Origin of the sequence: Arcticibacter tournemirensis (assembly GCF_006716645.1) — a bacterium.
Taxonomy (GTDB): domain Bacteria; phylum Bacteroidota; class Bacteroidia; order Sphingobacteriales; family Sphingobacteriaceae; genus Arcticibacter; species Arcticibacter tournemirensis.
In genome coordinates this window covers 1366395-1386406 of the sequence record NZ_VFPL01000001.1, presented here as the reverse complement: position 1 = coordinate 1386406, position 20012 = coordinate 1366395, and the positions used below count along the sequence as shown (strand labels likewise).

Annotated in this window: 14 protein-coding genes, 2 tRNA genes and 3 rRNA genes; 12 read left to right on the top strand and 7 right to left on the bottom strand. The window is 45.0% G+C overall.

Features of this window, described 5'->3' with window-relative positions; translation table 11 throughout:
• The first annotated feature begins 39 nt into the window (after nt 1-39).
• Nucleotides 40-2310: an ATP-binding cassette domain-containing protein gene (locus BDE36_RS05925; RefSeq protein WP_141814115.1), complete on the top strand. Its 2271-nt coding sequence runs from the start codon at nt 40-42 to the stop codon at nt 2308-2310.
• A 54-nt stretch (nt 2311-2364) separates the two neighbouring features.
• Here the strand turns inward: BDE36_RS05925 and rrf are convergent.
• The 5 genes from rrf to BDE36_RS05900 all read right to left on the bottom strand — a co-directional run bounded on the left by rrf (nt 2365) and on the right by BDE36_RS05900 (nt 7715).
• A 5S ribosomal RNA gene (gene rrf, locus BDE36_RS05920) occupies nt 2365-2476 on the bottom strand.
• Nucleotides 2477-2627: 151 nt separating this feature from the next.
• Nucleotides 2628-5500: ribosomal RNA gene (locus tag BDE36_RS05915) — 23S ribosomal RNA — on the bottom strand.
• 254 nt (nt 5501-5754) lie between these two features.
• Nucleotides 5755-5828: transfer RNA gene (locus BDE36_RS05910), tRNA-Ala, on the bottom strand.
• Nucleotides 5829-5917: 89 nt separating this feature from the next.
• A tRNA-Ile gene (locus BDE36_RS05905) sits at nt 5918-5992 on the bottom strand.
• A gap of 200 nt (nt 5993-6192) precedes the next feature.
• Nucleotides 6193-7715 (bottom strand): 16S ribosomal RNA (locus BDE36_RS05900).
• Together the 16S, 23S and 5S rRNA genes with 2 tRNA genes alongside form the textbook arrangement of a ribosomal RNA operon.
• A 512-nt stretch (nt 7716-8227) precedes the next feature.
• Between BDE36_RS05900 and BDE36_RS05895 the strand changes: the two genes are divergently transcribed.
• Nucleotides 8228-8581 (top strand): hypothetical protein, encoded by a 354-nt coding sequence (locus tag BDE36_RS05895; RefSeq protein ID WP_141814114.1) that lies wholly within the window; start codon nt 8228-8230, stop codon nt 8579-8581.
• Nucleotides 8582-8685: 104 nt separating this feature from the next.
• On the opposite strand, the gene BDE36_RS05890 is transcribed toward BDE36_RS05895, so the two are convergent.
• Nucleotides 8686-8868, bottom strand: coding sequence for a hypothetical protein (locus BDE36_RS05890; RefSeq protein WP_141814113.1), 183 nt, complete (start codon nt 8866-8868; stop codon nt 8686-8688).
• A 157-nt stretch (nt 8869-9025) separates the two neighbouring features.
• Here BDE36_RS05890 and BDE36_RS05885 point away from each other — a divergent pair, with 157 nt between their 5' ends.
• The 8 genes from BDE36_RS05885 (at nt 9026) to BDE36_RS05850 (ending at nt 17162) form a co-directional block, all read left to right on the top strand.
• Complete coding sequence (locus BDE36_RS05885; protein ID WP_141814112.1) at nt 9026-9577, top strand: helix-turn-helix domain-containing protein; 552 nt, start codon at nt 9026-9028, stop codon at nt 9575-9577.
• On the top strand, nt 9574-10473 hold the full coding sequence (locus BDE36_RS05880; RefSeq protein ID WP_141814111.1) for an IS3 family transposase: 900 nt from the start codon (nt 9574-9576) through the stop codon (nt 10471-10473). The genes BDE36_RS05885 and BDE36_RS05880 overlap by 4 nt, the downstream gene beginning before the upstream one ends.
• A gap of 589 nt (nt 10474-11062) precedes the next feature.
• Entirely contained in the window at nt 11063-11983 is a 921-nt protein-coding gene (locus BDE36_RS05875; protein WP_141814110.1) for an outer membrane protein assembly factor BamD, read from the top strand.
• A complete protein-coding gene (locus BDE36_RS05870; protein WP_128769559.1) occupies nt 11976-12305 on the top strand; it encodes a DNA-directed RNA polymerase subunit omega in 330 nt (109 codons plus the stop codon). Before BDE36_RS05875 ends, BDE36_RS05870 begins: the two co-directional genes overlap by 8 nt.
• A 100-nt stretch (nt 12306-12405) precedes the next feature.
• On the top strand, nt 12406-13602 hold the full coding sequence (coaBC, locus tag BDE36_RS05865; RefSeq protein ID WP_202618167.1) for a bifunctional phosphopantothenoylcysteine decarboxylase/phosphopantothenate--cysteine ligase CoaBC: 1197 nt from the start codon (nt 12406-12408) through the stop codon (nt 13600-13602).
• Nucleotides 13575-14498, top strand: coding sequence for a type IX secretion system protein PorD (gene porD / locus BDE36_RS05860; RefSeq protein WP_128769561.1), 924 nt, complete (start codon nt 13575-13577; stop codon nt 14496-14498). Before coaBC ends, porD begins: the two co-directional genes overlap by 28 nt.
• Nucleotides 14499-14568: 70 nt before the next feature.
• Nucleotides 14569-16236, top strand: a complete 1668-nt coding sequence (gene recN / locus BDE36_RS05855; RefSeq protein WP_141814108.1) for a DNA repair protein RecN — start codon at nt 14569-14571, stop codon at nt 16234-16236.
• A 113-nt stretch (nt 16237-16349) separates the two neighbouring features.
• Nucleotides 16350-17162, top strand: a complete 813-nt coding sequence (locus BDE36_RS05850; RefSeq protein WP_141814107.1) for an enoyl-ACP reductase FabI — start codon at nt 16350-16352, stop codon at nt 17160-17162.
• Between the two features lie 81 nt (nt 17163-17243).
• Here the strand turns inward: BDE36_RS05850 and BDE36_RS05845 are convergent, their stop codons facing one another.
• Nucleotides 17244-17633, bottom strand: coding sequence for a hypothetical protein (locus BDE36_RS05845; RefSeq protein WP_128769564.1), 390 nt, complete (start codon nt 17631-17633; stop codon nt 17244-17246).
• A gap of 417 nt (nt 17634-18050) precedes the next feature.
• Between BDE36_RS05845 and BDE36_RS05840 the strand changes: the two genes are divergently transcribed.
• Together BDE36_RS05840 and BDE36_RS05835 are read left to right on the top strand one after the other, a co-directional pair.
• Nucleotides 18051-18365: an NAD(P) transhydrogenase subunit alpha part 2 gene (locus BDE36_RS05840; RefSeq protein WP_141814106.1), complete on the top strand. Its 315-nt coding sequence runs from the start codon at nt 18051-18053 to the stop codon at nt 18363-18365.
• A 106-nt stretch (nt 18366-18471) separates the two neighbouring features.
• On the top strand, nt 18472-19887 hold the full coding sequence (locus tag BDE36_RS05835; protein ID WP_141814105.1) for an NAD(P)(+) transhydrogenase (Re/Si-specific) subunit beta: 1416 nt from the start codon (nt 18472-18474) through the stop codon (nt 19885-19887).
• Nucleotides 19888-20012 lie beyond the last annotated feature (125 nt).

Here is a 20012-nt window from a genome sequence, read left to right as displayed (position 1 = left end):
ATAAACAAATAGCTATCCGATTACGTCTGTAAGTCCAAAATGATTGAAGAGAGAACAATTAAAATATTTGGCGCCCGTCAAAACAACCTGAAAAACATTTCTTTGGAAATTCCTAAGAATCAGATAACCATTTTCACAGGGGTGTCAGGTTCGGGGAAGTCATCGCTGGTTTTTGAAACCATTGGAGCAGAAGCTCAACGCCAAATAAATGAAACCCAGAATAGCTTCGTCCGAAATCGATTAATGCATCTCGGTGTAGCAGATGTCGATAAAATAGAACACCTAAATGTTCCGGTTATTATAAACCAAAAGCGATTAGGCGGAAACGCACGCTCTACCGTAGGAACAGCGACCGACATCTATGCTTCGTTGAGACTGTTGTTTTCCAGAATGGGAAGGCCATTTGTGGGCTACTCTAACGTTTTCTCATTCAATCACCCGCAGGGAATGTGCCCAACGTGCGACGGACTGGGCTATATCAACAGCATAGATATCGACAAGCTCTTCGATAAAAATAAGTCTTTAAATGAAGGAGCTATCCTCTTCCCCACATTTCAATCAGGGGGGTATCGTTGGCTGAGATATGCCAATTCGGGATATTTTGACAACGAAAAAAAGCTAAAGGATTACACAAAGGAAGAATGGGAACTACTACTCCATGCCCCAGAGCACAAACCGCCGCGTCCCACGAAGGAATGGGGGAAGACCGTGCAGTATATAGGCGTGCTGCCCCGGATAAAAAACAGTATTTTAAAGAAGGACTCAAGAGAGCACACGCTAAGAAGAACCGATCTCCAAAAAATCATTTCTTCTGGCGCATGTCCCGATTGCCATGGAAAAAGATTGAACAACAAAATACTATACTGTAAGATTGTTGATAAGGACATTGCCGATTGCGCCGCCCTCCCTATAGATGATTTGTTAATATTTATACAATCATTGTCGTCCAGCCTTTATCAAACAATACTCCATGAGCTTGAAAAAAAGCTCAAGAATGTCGTTACGATAGGACTTCAGTACCTAACCTTAGACAGAACAACCAACACATTATCGGGAGGCGAATCGCAACGCATTAAGATGGTCAAACATCTTGGAAACAGTCTGGAAAACCTGTTATACATCTTTGACGAACCTAGTGTGGGCCTTCATCCTAAAGATCTCGACAATATTTCTCAAATTATTAAACAAATAAAAGAAAAAGGGAACACCGTTTTGATCGTCGAGCATGATCCTGATCTGATAAAAATTGCCGATCATATTATTGATATGGGCCCCCTGTCGGGAATCCATGGTGGGGAAATAGTATATGAAGGTTCATTTGAAAACTTAAAAACATCAATTGGTAAAACCGGCGAGTACTTCTCTGATAAAAGAACTTTTAAACTGCATCCCCGCAAATGGACTGAAATCTTTGAGATTAAGAACGCTAGTTTATATAATCTTAACAAGATTTCCGTTAAACTGCCAAAAGATATACTGACGGTTATCACCGGTGTAGCAGGGTCGGGTAAAAGCACCTTGGTCGGCAAGGTTCTCCCCTCTCAGTTTCCTGAAGTTATTATTATAGATCAGTCAGCTATTATTGGCAATTCAAGGGCTAACTTACTAACCTATCTGGATATTTCTAATGAAATAAGGGACCTATTTGCGACCTCCAACAAAGTAAGCAACAAGCTTTTTAGTCGCAATAGCGAGGGGGCCTGTCCCTTTTGCAAAGGATTAGAAATAGAAAAAATCGACATGGCGTTTATGGACGACGTAGAGGAACCCTGTGAAGCATGTCATGGAAGCGGATTTCGTAATGACGTTCTGCAGTACAGCTATCAAAAGAAAAACATTGTGCAGGTTATGAATATGACTGTAGAGGAAGCAGCGGTCTTTTTTATGAATCAGGTTTTCTCTCATCATTTCAACCTGCTGATTGAGTTAGGACTAGGCTATGTAACACTTGGACAACGGTTGAGCACTTTCTCAGGAGGTGAGAGACAGCGGTTAAAATTAACAATAGAACTGAACGGGAAAGGTAAGGTCCTTATATTAGACGAGCCAACTACGGGCCTGCATCCTGCTGATACAAAGAGACTCATGGCGATACTTAACCGAATGGTGGAAAGTGGGAACACTCTGATTGTGATTGAACACAATCTCGATATTATTTCACAGGCCGACTGGGTGATAGATATCGGGCCCGGTCCAGGTAAATATGGCGGACAACTGGTATTTGAAGGAACCGTTAAAAGATTAATGGAAGATAAAGTGTCTGCAACTGCCAAATATCTGAGGAGGCATGTTCATGGAATCTCGCAATAGCTAAATCTAGGGCACAAAAAAAGCCCGTCAGAATGAACTAACGGGCTTTAGAAAGGTTGGCACCGACCTACTCTCCCACGTGTTACCGCAGTACCATCGGCTCTGGCGGGCTTAACTTCTCTGTTCGGAATGGGAAGAGGTGGACACCGCCGATATAGGCACCTGAAGATCTTTCAGGGTGAAAGCCAAAAGCGCAAAGCTTAAAGCATTCCCTTTATCTCTTTAACAGTAGCTTTCACCTTTCGGCTCTCAGCTTGCTGCCTTAATTTAACATAATCAGAAGAAGTAGTTGAAGATTCGCCCAACAGAATATTCTGCCTTGAAAGCTTCGGGTAATTAGTACTACTCGGCTATGGTATCACTACCTTTACACCTGTAGCCTATCAACGTGATAGTCTCTCACGACCCTATATGGAAGTCTCATCTTGTGGCTAGTTTCGCACTTAGATGCTTTCAGCGCTTATCTATTCCAAACGTAGCTACTCTGCAGTACAGCTGGCGCCATAACAGATTCACCAGTGGTTTGTCCATCCCGGTCCTCTCGTACTAAGGACAGCCCCACTCAAACTTCCTGCGCCCACAACAGATAGGGACCGAACTGTCTCGCGACGTTCTGAACCCAGCTCGCGTGCCACTTTAATCGGCGAACAGCCGAACCCTTGGGACCTTCTCCAGCCCCAGGATGTGACGAGCCGACATCGAGGTGCCAAACCTCCCCGTCGATATGAGCTCTTGGGGGAGATCAGCCTGTTATCCCCAGCGTACCTTTTATCCTTTGAGCGATGGCCCTTCCATGCAGAACCACCGGATCACTATATCCGTCTTTCGACCCTGTTCGACTTGTCTGTCTCACAGTCAAGCAAGCTTATGCTATTGCACTCCCCGTACGGTTACCAAGCGTACTGAGCTTACCTTTGAAAGCCTCCGTTACCTTTTTGGAGGCGACCACCCCAGTCAAACTACCCGCCAAACAATGTCCTCCCTCAAGAGAGTTAGACACCGTGTACAGAAAGGGCGGTATTTCAAGGTTGACTCCACGATGGCTGGCGCCACCGCTTCACTGCCTCCCGCCTATCCTACACATTCTGTACCCAGTATCAATGTTAAGTTGTAGTGAAGGTGCATGGGGTCTTTCCGTCCCGTTGCGGGTAACCGGCGTCTTCACCGATACCACAATTTCACCGAGCTCATGGCTGAGACAGCGCCCAGATCGTTACACCATTCGTGCAGGTCGGAACTTACCCGACAAGGAATTTCGCTACCTTAGGACCGTTATAGTTACGGCCGCCGTTTACCGGGGCTTCGATTCAATGCTTCTCCTTTAACAGATGACATCCCCTCTTAACCTTCCGGCACCGGGCAGGTGTCAGGCCTTATACCTCATCTTTCGATTTTGCAAAGCCATGTGTTTTTGTTAAACAGTCGCCTGGGCCTTTTCACTGCGGCTGAGATTACTCTCAGCGCCCCTTCTCCCGAAGTTACAGGGCCATTTTGCCGAGTTCCTTAGCCATGATTCACTCGAGCACCTTAGGATTCTCTCCTCGACTACCTGTGTCGGTTTACGGTACGGGTTTCTTTAACCTGAAGCTTAGCGGGTTTTCTTGGAAGTCTGGTTACCTGCTCTATCCGCTCCCCCGAAGGTTCGCGGTACTATTGGGTTTCAGCATCAGTGACGGATTTGCCTGTCTCTGATATACCTACGCCTTTTAACGATCTATTCCGTCAGATCGCGGCAGTGTCACTACTCCGTCTCCACATCGCAGTTAAAGAAAGTACTGGATTATTAACCAGTTGTCCATCGGATGAGCCACCCGGCGTCTCCTTAGGTCCCGACTAACCCTGATCCGATTAGCGTTGATCAGGAAACCTTAGTCTTTCGGTGGGCGGGTTTCCCTCCCGCCTTATCGTTACTTATGCCTACATTTGCTTTTCCAATCTCTCCACAATACCTTACGGTACTGATTCACTGATATTGGAATGCTCCCCTACCACGCATTGCTGCATCCATAGCTTCGGTATAACGCTTAATGCCCGTTTATTATCCATGCCCGATCGCTCGACTAGTGAGCTGTTACGCACTCTTTAAATGAATGGCTGCTTCCAAGCCAACATCCTAGCTGTCTGTGCAATCGGACCTCGTTAGTTCAACTTAGCGTTAATTTTGGGACCTTAGCTGATGGTCTGGGTTCTTTCCCTCTCGGCGCGTGACCTTAGCACCCCGCGCCTCACTGCAGATTATATTTTATAGCATTCGGAGTTTATCTGGATTTGGTAGGATGTGACTCCCCCGCACCCAATTAGTAGCTCTACCTCTATAAAACTTAACATCCACGCTGTTCCTAAAAACATTTCGGGGAGTACGAGCTATTTCCCAGTTTGATTGGCCTTTCACCCCTACCCTCAAGTCATCCGGAAGCTTTTCAACGCTTATCGGTTCGGTCCTCCAGTACCTGTTACGGCACCTTCAACCTGCTCAAGGGTAGATCACAAGGTTTCGCGTCTACCTCCTCTGACTATACGCCCTATTCAGACTCGCTTTCGCTTCGGCTTCGCGGCTTAACCGCTTAACCTTGCCAGAGAAGAGTAACTCGTAGGCTCATTATGCAAAAGGCACGCCGTCACAGAACAAGTCTGCTCCGACCGCTTGTAAGCACACGGTTTCAGGTTCTATTTCACTCCCCTGTTCGGGGTTCTTTTCACCTTTCCCTCACGGTACTGGTTCACTATCGGTCTCTCAGGAGTATTTAGCCTTACCGGATGGTGCCGGCAGTTTCCCACAAGGCGTCTCCGACCTCGCGGTACTCAGGATTCCACTAGTTTAGTATTGCTTACGAATACGCAGCTATCATGCTCTATGGCCGGGCTTCCCATCCCGTTCTTCTTCGCTTTACTAATCATGTTGTGGTCCTACAACCCCAGTTATGCCGTAACATAGCTGGTTTGGGCTCTTTCCCTTTCGCTCGCCACTACTCAGGAAATCATTATTATTTTCTCTTCCTATGCTTACTTAGATGTTTCAGTTCAGCACGTTCGCGCTATTGCAACTAGTCTTCAACTAGTTAGGTTTCCCCATTCGGAAATCTGCGGATCAATTCATATTTGCTGATCCCCGCAGCTTATCGCAGCTTATCACGTCCTTCTTCGCCTCTGAGAGCCAAGGCATTCCCCGTGTGCCCTTTCTTACTTTCTTCTTGTTTGCTGCTTTTGCTCAGCAAACAATGCTTTTTTTGAGTTCTAAGTCTAAAGTTCAACGTTTAAAGTTTCGTGTATCGCTACCTTCTACTTTTAACTCTCTACTTTTAACTTAAGAGACTCTTTCTGTTGTTTTCTCTTCAATTACTTCTTCCAATATGTCAAAGAACGTTGTTAAACAGTATCAAGTAGCTAGTATCAGGTATCAAGACATCGTCTTCTCTCTTTTACTGCCCTCTTTCTGCTTACCGGTGGAGAATAACGGATTCGAACCGTTGACCCCCTGCGTGCAAGGCAGGTGCTCTAGCCAGCTGAGCTAATCCCCCGTGTTGAGTTTTTCGTTTAACGTTCCGAGTTTAAAGTTACCGTATTGCTACGCTTCACTTTCAACCTTCAACTTTAAACTCCTCGCCTGTAGTCCCGAGCAGATTTGAACTGCTGACCCCTACATTATCAGTGTAGTGCTCTAACCAAACTGAGCTACGGGACTGTTTTTCCAATCACGCCAGCTCTTCTGGCTATTGCCACTGTTCTGGCTTTCCTCTTGCGGGTGTTTCTTCTTGTGTTTCTTTTGAAATGTCTTTCTCTTTTATCGTTTTCTGCTTTCAGTTTTCAGCTTTTAACTTTCTACTTTCCACTTGTAACTCTAAAAGAATATCTGTAGCATAACAGGCTCTTTCCAGCCTCTAGAAAGGAGGTATTCCAGCCGCACCTTCCGGTACGGCTACCTTGTTACGACTTAGCCCCAGTTACCGGTTTTACCCTAGGACGCTCCTTGCGGTTACATACTTCAGGTACCCCCCAGCTTCCATGGCTTGACGGGCGGTGTGTACAAGGCCCGGGAACGTATTCACCGCAGCATTGCTGATCTGCGATTACTAGCGAATCCAACTTCATGAGGTCGAGTTGCAGACCTCAATCCGAACTGTGAATGGCTTTTTGAGATTGGCATCGTATTACTACGTAGCTGCCCTCTGTACCATCCATTGTAGCACGTGTGTAGCCCCGGACGTAAGGGCCATGATGACTTGACGTCGTCCCCGCCTTCCTCTCTGTTTGCACAGGCAGTCTGAATAGAGTCCCCACCTTTACATGCTGGCAACTATTCACAGGGGTTGCGCTCGTTGCGGGACTTAACCCAACACCTCACGGCACGAGCTGACGACAGCCATGCAGCACCTAGTTTCCTGTCCCGAAGGACTGACTCATCTCTGAGTCATTCAGTAACTTTCAAGCCCGGGTAAGGTTCCTCGCGTATCATCGAATTAAACCACATGCTCCTCCGCTTGTGCGGGCCCCCGTCAATTCCTTTGAGTTTCACCCTTGCGGGCGTACTCCCCAGGTGGAACACTTAACGCTTTCGCTTAGACGCTGACTGTATATCGCCAACATCGAGTGTTCATCGTTTAGGGCGTGGACTACCAGGGTATCTAATCCTGTTTGATCCCCACGCTTTCGTGCCTCAGCGTCAATACCACTTTAGTAAGCTGCCTTCGCAATTGGTGTTCTGTGACATATCTATGCATTTCACCGCTACTTGTCACATTCCGCCTACCTCAGGTAGATTCAAGCTCATCAGTATCAAAGGCACTGCGATGGTTGAGCCACCGTCTTTCACCCCTGACTTAATAAGCCGCCTACGCACCCTTTAAACCCAATAAATCCGGATAACGCTTGGATCCTCCGTATTACCGCGGCTGCTGGCACGGAGTTAGCCGATCCTTATTCTTACCGTACATTCAACCTCTTTCACGAAAGAGGGTTTATTCCGGTACAAAAGCAGTTTACAACCCGTAGGGCCGTCTTCCTGCACGCGGCATGGCTGGTTCAGAGTTGCCTCCATTGACCAATATTCCTTACTGCTGCCTCCCGTAGGAGTCTGGTCCGTGTCTCAGTACCAGTGTGGGGGGTCATCCTCTCAGATCCCCTAGACATCGTCGCCTTGGTAAGCCGTTACCTTACCAACTAGCTAATGTCACGCATGCTCATCTTACTCCTATTAATATTTGATAATAATATGATGCCATATCATTATGTTATGCGGTGTTAATCCGGATTTCTCCGGGCTATCCCCCTGAGTAAGGTAGATTGCATACGCGTTACGCACCCGTGCGCCACTTTCATGAAGAGCAAGCTCTTCAATCTCGTTCGACTTGCATGTATTAGGCCTGCCGCTAGCGTTCATCCTGAGCCAGGATCAAACTCTCCATTGTAATGAAGTTTTTGTTCTCTGACCCTATTTAAGTATTATTCAAATAGAATCGTTTGTATTAATGCTATTTGCTGAATTGACTTGGGATTTCGTTAACTTCTTGTTGTTTTGTTAACAGATATTCCTACCTGTTACGCTACATGACATTTCTTTTTTAAGAACTTTTGCGCCTCCCCCTCACGGCTTGGCTATCTTCAAAGCTTTGCAGCTTTTGATCTCTTTTTTATTGGCTTCCAGCGTCGCGCCTTCTGCTTTGTTTTTCCCTTTTCGGTTGTCCCGTTTTGGGACTGCAAAGGTGAGAATCTTTTTTCTTTTCTGCAAGAACTTTTTTTACTTTTTTTTCTCGCCCCTTTCTCCGCTTCCGTTCCCCCTTTTCTGGCCTCCCGGTACCCTTCTCTCAGCCTTTTTGCCTCAACAGCCTTGCGCCGTATCTCCCGTTTTGGGATTGCAAAGATGCACACTTTTTTGGCCCCCTGCAAATCTTTTTTCCCTTTTTTTCAAACCTTTTCCCGCATGAGGGGTTTTCCTTTTCCCACTTTGCTCATCTTCAGGCCTCTAACACCCCTCTTTTTTTTGTCTGCTGTTGCCCCGGGCCGTACCATGGCCGTACCTGAAGGCACTCTACCCCCTCTTTTTATCGGGCCGCCATCGGAAAAGTATCGGAAAAGCTACGGGCGGACTACGGGAGCTACCGATGAATTACCGATACCCGCCCGTTGCTTTTCCGATACGCTGCTAGGCAAATCAGGAACCTGTCCCGGCACGGGTACGGCAAGGGTACGGCAAAATGCTGGCGGGCGGATGGGTGGTGTGGTGCGGATGCCGGGAGGCGGTGGCCCCGGGCAGAGGACTGATGGTCACGGGTGACCCGGGGTGGCCCCGGATCGGGGCCCGATCGGGGGACTGGTGGCGCACAACGGGCACAACGGTGGCAGGCTTGCGGCCGGATTGGTCGTCATTTCATCGACTCGCTATGCTGGTTTCATCGACTTTTTATCGACAGAAAGTCGAATAAACTGGCTCGAAATGCCGTAGCGCCTTGCATCGCTCCGGCCGTCAGTCTGCCACCAGTCTGCCGGAAAAGTGCCAGCAGTCCCAGTGAAGTTCTGACGAATTGCCGACGACTTATCAATAAGGAATGGTTCACTACGCAAAGTGATATCTTGCTTGGGGATTGAACATCTACCGGAGCTAGGTCTCCCTATACAATAATACCCATTTATATATAATAATAAACGTTGTACGATTTAATCTATGGTCCTTCCATAAGGTGTCGATTCCTAAAAAAGCTATACACCAAACAAGCAGTGTATGGAAACCAGAAGAGTGAAATTTAAATCAAAGAGAGCGGAAAAGAACGTACCCTTTGACAAGCGTAAAATCAAGGAAATAGTAGAACAGATCGAATCAGGAATTCCCCGTCGGGAGATACTGAGTGAGTACGGGATGCATGAATCGACCTTGACCAATTGGATGACCCGTTATGGATCGAAGGACTATTATGCAGAACGCAGCCGGCGGTATAGCCCCTCAGAGAAGCGATCGGTGCTGCGGGCAGTAGAGTCAGGAATGTCTGTACGGGAAGCATGTGTGGCTTTTGGCATCAAAAGCAGGACAGTAGTAGACCGTTGGGTGAAGCAACAGAAAGCAGAAAATGCCGAACTTAGCCGTCAAATACCACCAGTGAAATCAAAAAAGAAACAACAAAAAGAAGTTTCCGCGGGCGAAACCAAATCGCTGAAGGAACAATTGGCAGAGGCCCAGTTAAAGATCCGGGCGTTGGAGACGATGATCGATATTGCCGAAGAACAGCTCAAAATCGATATCCGAAAAAAGTCTGGAGCCAAACAGTCACCAAAATGAAACAGCAGGAACCCGCAATGGGAATAAAGAAACTGTGCAGACTGTTTGGCAAGAGCCGCCATGCCTGGTATGACCACCAGTGGCGCTATCAGGATATTGGATTAAAAGAGGAGATCATCCTGCAGCATGTCCATCAGGTCCGTGAGTCCCTGCCGCGGACAGGCACCCTTAAATTACATTACATGCTCACTCCCATGCTGGCTGAGCATGACATCCGAATAGGGCGGGACTATTTATTTGATCTGATGCGGGAGCACGGACTGGATATCCGGCGCAGAAAGCGGCGGGTAGTGACGACCGATTCGCGGCACTGGATGCATAAATATGCCAATTTGGTGAAAGAATTGAGGATTAACCGTCCCGAGCAGGTATGGGTGAGTGACATTACCTATATCCGCATGAACAGCGGATGGGGATATCTCAGCCTGGTGACGGATGCTTATTCCAGGAAGATCATGGGGTACTGCTTTCATAAAGATCTGGCTGCTCAGGGATGTGCACAGGCTCTGAGAATGGCCCTGGACAATCGGATCTATCAGGATGAACTGATCCATCATTCAGATCGGGGATCGCAGTATTGCAGCAAAGAGTATGTATCTGTATTACTGGGCAGCAGGATTGCCATCAGTATGACTGAAAATGGCGATCCCTATGAAAATGCACTGGCTGAACGGGTGAACGGGATCCTCAAAGAAGAATTCAACCTGCACCACTCAGGACTGGGCTTTGATGACACTAAAAGAAAGATCGCCGAAAGCATCCGGGCATATAATGAGTTAAGACCTCATGCCAGTTGTGATTACCTCACTCCAGATCAGGCTCATTTGCGGGCAGGAGTCTTGATGAAACGCTGGAAGAATAAAAAATCAAAAAAGGAGGAACTTGCCCTTGTATAGTTCAATCAGGATTACCAAATTGCAGTGTATAATCCAATCAGGAATAACAAACCATAGTGTATAATTAATTCAGGATTTATTCATTAACCTGTATAGCTATTCCAGGATAAGACAAGGCACGCTGGTAACTGGCCAGGGGTTGCGTTCGGGAAGCCGACGGTATGGCTGCGCTGCAGAAACGCTTTTACAACGTTTTTGGTACGATTATCTGACGCATCTTATTTGACTTTTGTTGTAAAAATATCGACCGGGATCCGTAGGAGAGCCATTCCTGATGCGCAGCCATACCGCAGCGAATCAGTACCTTTTCAGGAGACTGTTAAAGGTAGTTTCAGCGTGGGTAGTGTTCAATTAAGTGTATCAACGCTTAGAGGTAGTGTCTAATTAATTAAACCGCACAAGGATAATAGAGAGCATAACCTAAGAGCCGTATCCATAAAAGTAACTAATAAGTACACGGCATGAACAACGCCCGGTCAGAACAAACGTTAAGGTATGTTAAAATGACAAGCAAATAATGATAATATATTACCTTCGCTCCAGTTAATATAGGATTGACTCATTATCATATTTAATGTATCTTTGCAGGATGTTTAAAAACAAGCATTTAATAACATGGTGCTTACTTATATTGTTAGCAGTAGTTGCAGGCTGTAAAAGTAAATTCGAAAAACTCGTACAGAGTAACGATACTGGTAAGAAGTATCAGGAAGCAATACGGCTTTACAACAAAAAAGATTATAGCAAGGCGCTGATCCTGTTCGACGGGTTGATGCAAAAATACAGAGGTCGCTCTGAAGCAGAGGATCTTTCTTATTATTTTGCTTACACTAATTATCAGCTAAAAGATTATACAACTGCAAGATATCAGTTTAAGGTTTTTGCTGATACTTATCCTAACAGTGCAAGAGCAGAAGACTGTCGTTTTATGTCTGCTTACTGCTATTATCTTGAATCCCCTAATTTCTCGCTTGACCAGGAAAACACGGCAAGGGCAATAGAATCGCTTCAGCTGTTTATCAATCTTTACCCTAAGAGTGACAGGGTTGCAGAAGCTAGTAATCTGATTGCAAACCTTCGTGACAAACTGGAGAGGAAAGCATTTGCAAATGCAAAGCTTTATCTTGATATTGGAGCTTACGACGTTCAGAATTATCGGTCGGCTGTATTTGCATTTAAAAATGTTCTGAGGGACTATCCGGATACCAAGTACGCTGAAGAGATGGAATATCTTACAGTGCAGGCACAATATCTATATGCCGAAAACAGTATAGAGATACGGCAGGAAGAACGTTACGAAGAAGTTGTGAGCCTCGCTACTGAATTTGCTGAAGATTATCCAAGCAGCAAATACTTAAAAGAGGTTCAGAATTATAAGAAAAAAGCTGAGGAAGGCATTTCAGAAGTACAGAAATTACTGGCAGCACAACAGCAGCCCGCGCCTAAGAGCAAGGACACAGAAAAGAATAACGAAACAGATCAGGAAAATAAAACAAGTAAAAATGAGTAATACTAAAAATAGCACAGTTGCGCCAACCACGATTACACGCGATCTGCGCCAGTTAGATACAACAACAGATAATCTTTACGAATCACTGGTGATCATTGCAAAACGTGCTAACCAGATATCAAATAACATTAAAGAAGAGCTTCATGGAAAACTCTCTGAGTTTGCTTCATCGAACGACAATCTGGAAGAGGTATTTGAGAACCGTGAACAAATAGAAATATCAAAGCACTACGAACGTATGCCAAAGCCTACGCTTATTGCTATTGACGAATTCTTAAACGACAAAGTTTACTTCAGAAATCCTTCAAAAGAACAAGGCTAATTGTTCTATATTTGAACCTTCAATGTCTGAAAGCCATTATAGCTGAAAAGCCGGTGGTTGAAGGCATAAAGCTAAAGCTTCATTTTAGACTTTATGTATTATGCTTGAAGGAAAAAAGATATTACTGGGCGTTTGTGGCAGCATAGCCAGTTACAAATCTGCTACTTTAACTCGTTTACTGGTGAAAGCTGGTGCAAACGTCAAAGTAATTATGACTAAGGATGCGTCGCATTTTGTTAGTCCCCTTACCTTTTCTACTCTTTCCAAAAGCCCCGTTCTAAGCAGCTATTTCAAGGAAGACACCGGCGAATGGAACAGCCATGTGGAGCTTGGCCTTTGGGCTGACCTGATGCTTATTGCGCCGGCAAGTGCGAACACCATCGCTAAGTTTGCTCACGGGATCTGTGATAATCTTCTTACTGCTACTTATCTATCGGCAAAGTGCCCTATATATTTCGCACCTGCCATGGATCTAGATATGTGGCAGCATCCTTCTACTAAACAGAACGTCGCAATTCTTGGCAATTACGGAAACATACAGATAAACCCGGGATACGGCGAGCTGGCTAGCGGACTTACCGGTGAGGGCCGAATGGCAGAACCTGAGGACATCATTCGCTTCCTGGAAACCAGTTTAAGTACATCATTGCCCTTAAGTGGAAAGCGGGCGCTGGTTACAGCCGGGCCTACTTATGAAGCAATCGATCCAGTGCGCTTTATTGGGAATCACTCCTCTGGAAAGATGGGCTTTGCTATTGCAGAAGAACTCGCGAAACAAGGGGCCGACGTAACACTCATTAGTGGGCCATCGGCGTTGGAACTCAAAGGAAAACGTATCCGCAGGATCAATGTTATATCATCTGATGAGATGGCTGAAGCAGTGGAGAAACATTTCCCAGAAAGCAATATTGCGGTAATGAGCGCTGCCGTTGCTGATTATAAGCCAAAGTACGTCTCGACTGAAAAGATCAAAAAAGATTCGTCAGAATTCGGAATGGAGCTTGTAAAGACAACGGACATTCTTGCCCGGGCAGGACAAATGAAACAGGCCGGACAGATACTTATCGGCTTCGCACTGGAGACGCAGAATGAGGAAGCAAACGCAATAAAAAAACTCGAAAAGAAAAATCTCGATTTTATTGTTCTTAATTCATTAAATGATGAAGGCGCAGGGTTTAAAGGCGATACGAATAAAATAACTATCATAGACCGGTATCTTAACACAGAAAGATTTCCGCTGAAAACAAAAGAGGATGTAGCTATAGATATATGCAAAAAAATAACGGGACTAATATAACGCAGAGATTTGCAACGCTCATTCTGTTACTTCTTTCGGTGACAGTTGTTTCAGCGCAGGATTTAAATGCAAGGGTACAGATATTGTCTCCACAAGTACAGAATACCAACAAAAGGGTCCTTGGAGTGCTCGAGGGAGCGATTCGCGACTTTCTAAATGGCCGGAAGTGGTCGGCAGATATCCTGCAAAACCAGGAAAGAATTGACTGCAGTTTTGTAATTAATATCATCGAATGGGACGGATCTTCCAACTTCAAAGCCGAAGCACAGATTGTGTCAAGCAGGCCCGTGTATGGCACTAGCTACAATTCAACGATTCTGAATCTTAGCGACAAGGAGTTTAATTTCAGTTATACCGAAGGGCAGCCGCTCGATTATTCCGACCAGGTTTATAACAGTAACCTCACTTCGTTGCTTGCCTATTATGCTTATATTATAACGGGGCTGGACTACGATACATTTTCGAAGTTCTCGGGAAGCCCGTATTATACCAAGGCGCAAACCGTGGTAAACAACGCACAAAACACCTCCTTTCCAGGATGGAAAGCCTTTGAGACTCTCAGGAACCGTTACTGGTTAGTAGAAAACTTCACAAACAAGGCGTACACGCCTCTACGACAGGCACTGTATGATTATCATCGAAATGGACTGGATGTTATGGCCGAAAACCAGGCTAAAGGCCGCAAACAGATAATTGATGTACTCCCCCAGTTGCAAAAAATTGACAGACAACGACAGGGATCGATGCTTAACCAGGTATTTTTCACCGCTAAAGCCGATGAGCTCGTTAACATTATAAGTCAGGCGGCGCCGAAGGACCGCATGGCTGCTTATAACATACTAAGTGCAGTAGATCCTTCGAATATTACGAAATACGAACTACTAAGGAAAAATTGAGAGAAGCTATAAACTTCCGTTTATGAATTACTCAGTTGTTTATAAATAAAGAAACAAGCAGTATTAAGAGATGCTAAGCCGTTTAATTATTCGCAATTACGCCCTTATTGAAGATCTGGACATATCCTTTTCTCATAAATTGAACATATTAACCGGCGAGACCGGGGCCGGAAAATCGATTATTCTGGGCGCATTGTCGCTGCTTCTGGGACAACGGGCAGAAAGCAGGTATTTCTATAATCAGCAGAAGAAGTGTGTCATTGAAGGGATCTTCGCTGTTTCGGGATACAACCTGAGTTCTTTCTTCGTAGAAAAAGATCTGGATTATGAAGACGAAACAGTATTACGGCGTGAAATCTCTGCTGACGGCAAATCAAGAGCCTTTATAAATGATACACCTGTTAACCTTACAGTGCTACGTGAATTAGGAGAACTGCTTATCGACATTCATTCGCAACATGCGACCCTGGAAATTAACGACGAAAAGTTCCAGCTCCTGGTAGTAGATTCGCTTGCCGCCAACGCCACATTGTTGACAGCTTATCAGGAAAACTACCTGGCTTACAGGAAGGATACAGCACGCTTAAAGGAACTTGAAGAAGAAAGCCGGCAGGCAAAAGCCGACCTCGATTATTATCAGTATCAGTTTAACGAACTCGAGCAGGCTTCGCTTATTAACGATGAGCAGGAAATTCTTGAACAGGAGCTTACTGCTCTGAGCCACGCCGAAGAGATAAAGAGAAATCTGATTGCAGCAACTTATCTGTTAAACAACAACGATCAGGCTGCTGTTGTCCAGTTAAAGGAGTCGCTCTCCCAGTTGCAGCATATTGAAAGGTTTTTCCCCTCTGTTAAGGAGCTTAGCCAGCGACTGGAAAGCACGATAATAGAAATAAAAGACATTGCAGCAGAAATAGAGACACTTGAGCAGAAGACACAAATTAATGAGGAGCGATCTGCGGAGATAAATGAGCGGCTTGCCATTATCTACAATCTACAGAAAAAACACCGCGTAACTACTATACAGGAATTAACAGATATCAAAGCCAGGCTTTCTGATAAACTCTATTCCATCTCTTTTGCCGACGATGAGATAGAAAAGCTAAAGGCCGGATGCTCTAAACTCAAAGCCGAATTAATAGGACTGTCGGATACCTTATCGGCCAGCCGAAACGAGGTGATCCCGTCTATTGAGGATCGGATTAAAGAGATGCTTACAGAGGTGGGAATGCCTCATGCAGTATTGAAAATCGAGAACATCCTTTTGGATGAAGACCAGTTAAACTATACAGGCCGCAACAAGATCCAATTCCTGTTCTCAGCCAATAAAGGACAGGAACCGGCCCCTGTAAATAAGGTAGCTTCCGGAGGGGAGCTTTCGCGTTTGATGCTTAGCATAAAATCGCTTATCTCCCGGCATACGGCTCTTCCAACTATCATATTTGATGAAATAGACACCGGAATATCAGGAGAAGTTGCTTTGAAAGTTGGCCGGATCCTCGAAAAGCTAGCCGATGGGATGCAGGTTATTGCTATCACTCACCTGCCTCAGATAGCCAGCAAGGGCGATGCTCACTACTTTGTTTATAAAGATGAGAGACAGGACAGGACACATACCAACATCAGTTTATTAGGTAAAGAAGAACGGGTTACGGAGATTGCCAAAATGCTGAGCGGAGAAAATCCGGGAGAGTTTGCTCTTCAGCATGCCCGCGAACTACTTGAAACCGGATATTAAGCTTCGCGTAGCGCTGATAATCAAACGAATAGCAATTTCAATTAAATGGCGCTCCTATTTCTAAGCTCCAATTCAAGAAACTTTCCTTATTTTAGTCGCCAAATTATTACTACATGGCTTATAATTTATTAAAAGGTAAACGCGGTATTATTACAGGCGCATTAAATGAGAACTCAATTGCCTGGAAAGTGGCCGAGAAAGCACATGAAGAAGGTGCAACATTTGTATTAACGAATGCACCGGTTGCTATGCGTATGGGTGAGATGGATGCCCTGGCAGAAAAAACAAATTCTAAAATCATTCCCGCTGACGCAACAAGCATTGACGATTTGACCAATCTCTTCACCGAATCACAAGAGATATTGGGGGGTAAGATCGATTTTGTGCTGCACTCCATTGGTATGAGCATTAACATGCGCAAGAGCATTCCCTATACAGAATCGAACCACGAGTTTTTCATGAAGGGCATCGATATATCCGCTTTGTCTTTTCATAAAATGTTAAGTGTGGCTAAAAAGCTTGATGCAATCAGCGAATGGGGAAGCGTTGTGGCTTTAACCTATATGGCTGCTCAACGCACATACCCTTTTTATACAGATATGGCCGACATTAAGGCGATGCTGGAATCAATCGCACGTAGCTTTGGATATCATTACGGACTTGAGAAGAAGGTTCGTATAAACACGGTATCTCAATCGCCTACCAAAACTACAGCCGGTACCGGCATTAAAGGCTTTGGCGACTTTTTCGAATATGCTAATGCTATTGCACCTTTGGGTAATGCTGATGCAGAATCGTGTGCCGACTATTGTATCACACTATTCTCCGATCTTACAAGAATGGTAACCATGCAGAACCTGTTCCATGATGGAGGTTATTCTTCCACTGGGGTGAGCATCGACGTAATGAAAAAACTAGGCGAGTAATAAACGTCATTTATAAAAAAAGCAGAGGCCGCGTCATAAGATGCGGCCTCTGCTTTTTTTATACCTTAAACTATCGAAACATCAATAATCTGATTCAATAAGGACAATCTTTGCTGTGAGGAAAGACGGGCGGCTAATTTTTGTAACACCATCTGTACTTTCAATTCTAAGTCTGAGTACCCCGGGACGTGCCTCGAAGCTAAACGATGCGCCCAGATAAGTTTGCGGAATCGGCTCGTAAGACCGGCCGTCAAAAGAAAGATATACAAGTATTCCCCCACGTTCATGCAGATAGGTATCTAATTCGGGGAGATCTATATCTGTTGAATAGAAAGTTTGAGAAGCATCCCCTTGCCAGCTATTGCGATCGATATCCACAATGACGGTCCGGTTAGGCACCTGATATTCATTTTGCTCGCATGCCGTTAATACCAGCATCAAAGGGAGCACGAGTGTAAATATTGCTTTCATATTTGTGTGTCTTTGTATTATAGACGCCAGAATACAACGATGGTTGCATCAGTGCTTCCTGAATCTGCTTACTGAAAGGAAATTGTTACAATCGGCACGACCTGAGAAGCTCAGGGAAGCATAAATGAATAGAAAAATATTTCGGGAAGAGTTGTCAGTTGTTTTGAAATACGGATCAAATAATGTTAATTAGCACTATATAAATTCAATTTCGCAGTGAGAACAGTCGTTCCAACAAGAACCTGGACTAAAAGAAGCCGGGTAATTCTTGCCACCGGTGCTGGTTTAAAAAGCCTCACACGTGACACAGAAAGCGAGCGGATTAACTAAAGCCAAACCAAACCTTATGCAGAGATCCCCCCTACCCCTCTTTAAACCAATATTACACCAGCAAATTATAAAACTACTAATATAAACATGGAACAAATACAGAGTTTTTTTACCCTGCTCGGGGAGAATGAGCAAATGATTTATTTCGTAATTCTAAGCATTTTCGTTGGAATCGAAGTAATTGGTGGAGTCCCGACGGTTTTACATACTCCCCTAATGAGCGGCGCGAATGCGATACATGGAGTAGTAATTGTAGGCGCTATTTTCGTAATGCTCAATACTTCACCGGACGACTATATATCACTAACACTTGGCTTCTTCGCAGTCCTGCTCGGAACACTTAATGTGGTAGGAGGTTTCGTTGTTACTGACCGCATGCTTGAAATGTTCAAAAAGAAATAAACAAACACAATTACCATACATTCTCCGGCTGAAGGGACTGGAGAGAAGTTAAACCTGCAGATCATTTAAATCTGCTTTCACAATTTATACCTTACTATTATAAACTATGCAGCATCACATATTATCGGCTATTTACATCATTGCATCGGTTCTTTTTATCGTGGGATTAAAAATGATGGGGAACCCGAAATCAGCGCGAAAAGGAAATCTTATCAGTGCAGCGGGAATGACGGCGGCTATTGCCGGAACTATTTTTCTTCACGAAGGTGAAATAAGCTCTATCATCTATATCCTTATATTTCTGGCTATCCTAATTGGTACCGTTATTGGCTGGCTGACCGCGAAGCGCGTCCAAATGACGAAAATTCCCGAGCTGGTATCCATGTTTAACGGAATGGGCGGGGCCTGCGCAGCGCTTATATCTCTCATAGAATTTCATCATCTTTTTCCGTTGCACCCTGCTGAGGGGATTTATACTGAAGTCAGCAGCGTTTCAACGGGCACATTAGTTTGCATCATATCCGGGCTGGTTATCGGGAGCGTTTCCTTTGCCGGCAGTATCATCGCCTTTCTAAAGCTCAATGGAACGCTTGAAAAACCAGTAAGGCTACCACGGTATAACTATATCAATCTGGTTATACTTGCATTTGTTGTAGGTGTCAGCATTCAACTTTTTTTCACGGGGCACGTAGCAGTTATTTATACACTGCTCACTTTAGCCTTGCTATACGGAGTGCTTCTTGTACTGCCTATCGGGGGCGCTGATATGCCGGTCGTGATCTCATTGCTGAACTCTTTTACAGGGGTTGCTGCTGCCTTCGGAGGCTTCCTTTACGATAACCACGTTATGTTAACCGGAGGTATCCTCGTTGGATCAGCCGGAACATTGCTAACCATTGTGATGTGTAAGGCTATGAACCGCCCTATCATGCAAGTTATCTTCGGCGCATTTGGAACTCATGCATCTGCTTCTGCAGCGACTGCAAAGGGTAATGTAAAAGATATTTCTGTGGCAGATACAGCTGCTTTAATGAACTACTCGCGAAAGGTGACGATCATTCCGGGTTACGGACTTGCTGTAGCGCAGGCTCAGCATGCCATACACGAACTTCAGACTATCCTTGAAGATCACGGTGTGGAAGTGAAGTATGCCATTCATCCCGTAGCAGGAAGAATGCCGGGACATATGAACGTGCTGCTTGCAGAGGCTAATGTAGATTACGACAAGCTTAGCGAGATGGACGACATTAATCCTGAATTTCCTAATACCGACGTCGTATTTGTAGTAGGTGCGAATGATGTAGTGAATCCGGCAGCTAAAACGGATCCGTCTTCACCGATCTATGGCATGCCGATCCTGGAAGCAGAGAACGCACGAAATATTATCATTAATAAAAGATCGATGAATGCAGGATACGCGGGTATCGATAACCTGCTCTTCTACAATCCAAAGACATCAATGCTCTTTGGAGACGCCAAAAGTGTGATCACCAAACTCGTAACTGAACTTAAGCAAATGTAGGAGCGTCAAGAGTTGAAGGCTCAAAGTTGAAAGCCCCTGGAAGTTAAAAGTAGAGAGTTCAAAGCCAAAAGGTTAAAGCCTCAAAAGTTGAAAGTTGAAAGCCTTAAAAGCCGAAAGTCTAAAAT

Coding starts and splice junctions, on each gene's coding strand:
- BDE36_RS05925 (WP_141814115.1), top strand. CDS start 40: ATGATTGAAGAGAGAACAATTAAAATATTTGGCGCCCGTCAAAACAAC.
- BDE36_RS05895 (WP_141814114.1), top strand. CDS start 8,228: ATGAGGGGTTTTCCTTTTCCCACTTTGCTCATCTTCAGGCCTCTAACA.
- BDE36_RS05885 (WP_141814112.1), top strand. CDS start 9,026: ATGGAAACCAGAAGAGTGAAATTTAAATCAAAGAGAGCGGAAAAGAAC.
- BDE36_RS05880 (WP_141814111.1), top strand. CDS start 9,574: ATGAAACAGCAGGAACCCGCAATGGGAATAAAGAAACTGTGCAGACTG.
- BDE36_RS05875 (WP_141814110.1), top strand. CDS start 11,063: ATGTTTAAAAACAAGCATTTAATAACATGGTGCTTACTTATATTGTTA.
- BDE36_RS05870 (WP_128769559.1), top strand. CDS start 11,976: ATGAGTAATACTAAAAATAGCACAGTTGCGCCAACCACGATTACACGC.
- coaBC (WP_202618167.1), top strand. CDS start 12,406: ATGCTTGAAGGAAAAAAGATATTACTGGGCGTTTGTGGCAGCATAGCC.
- porD (WP_128769561.1), top strand. CDS start 13,575: ATGCAAAAAAATAACGGGACTAATATAACGCAGAGATTTGCAACGCTC.
- recN (WP_141814108.1), top strand. CDS start 14,569: ATGCTAAGCCGTTTAATTATTCGCAATTACGCCCTTATTGAAGATCTG.
- BDE36_RS05850 (WP_141814107.1), top strand. CDS start 16,350: ATGGCTTATAATTTATTAAAAGGTAAACGCGGTATTATTACAGGCGCA.
- BDE36_RS05845 (WP_128769564.1), bottom strand. CDS start 17,633: ATGAAAGCAATATTTACACTCGTGCTCCCTTTGATGCTGGTATTAACG.
- BDE36_RS05840 (WP_141814106.1), top strand. CDS start 18,051: ATGGAACAAATACAGAGTTTTTTTACCCTGCTCGGGGAGAATGAGCAA.
- BDE36_RS05835 (WP_141814105.1), top strand. CDS start 18,472: ATGCAGCATCACATATTATCGGCTATTTACATCATTGCATCGGTTCTT.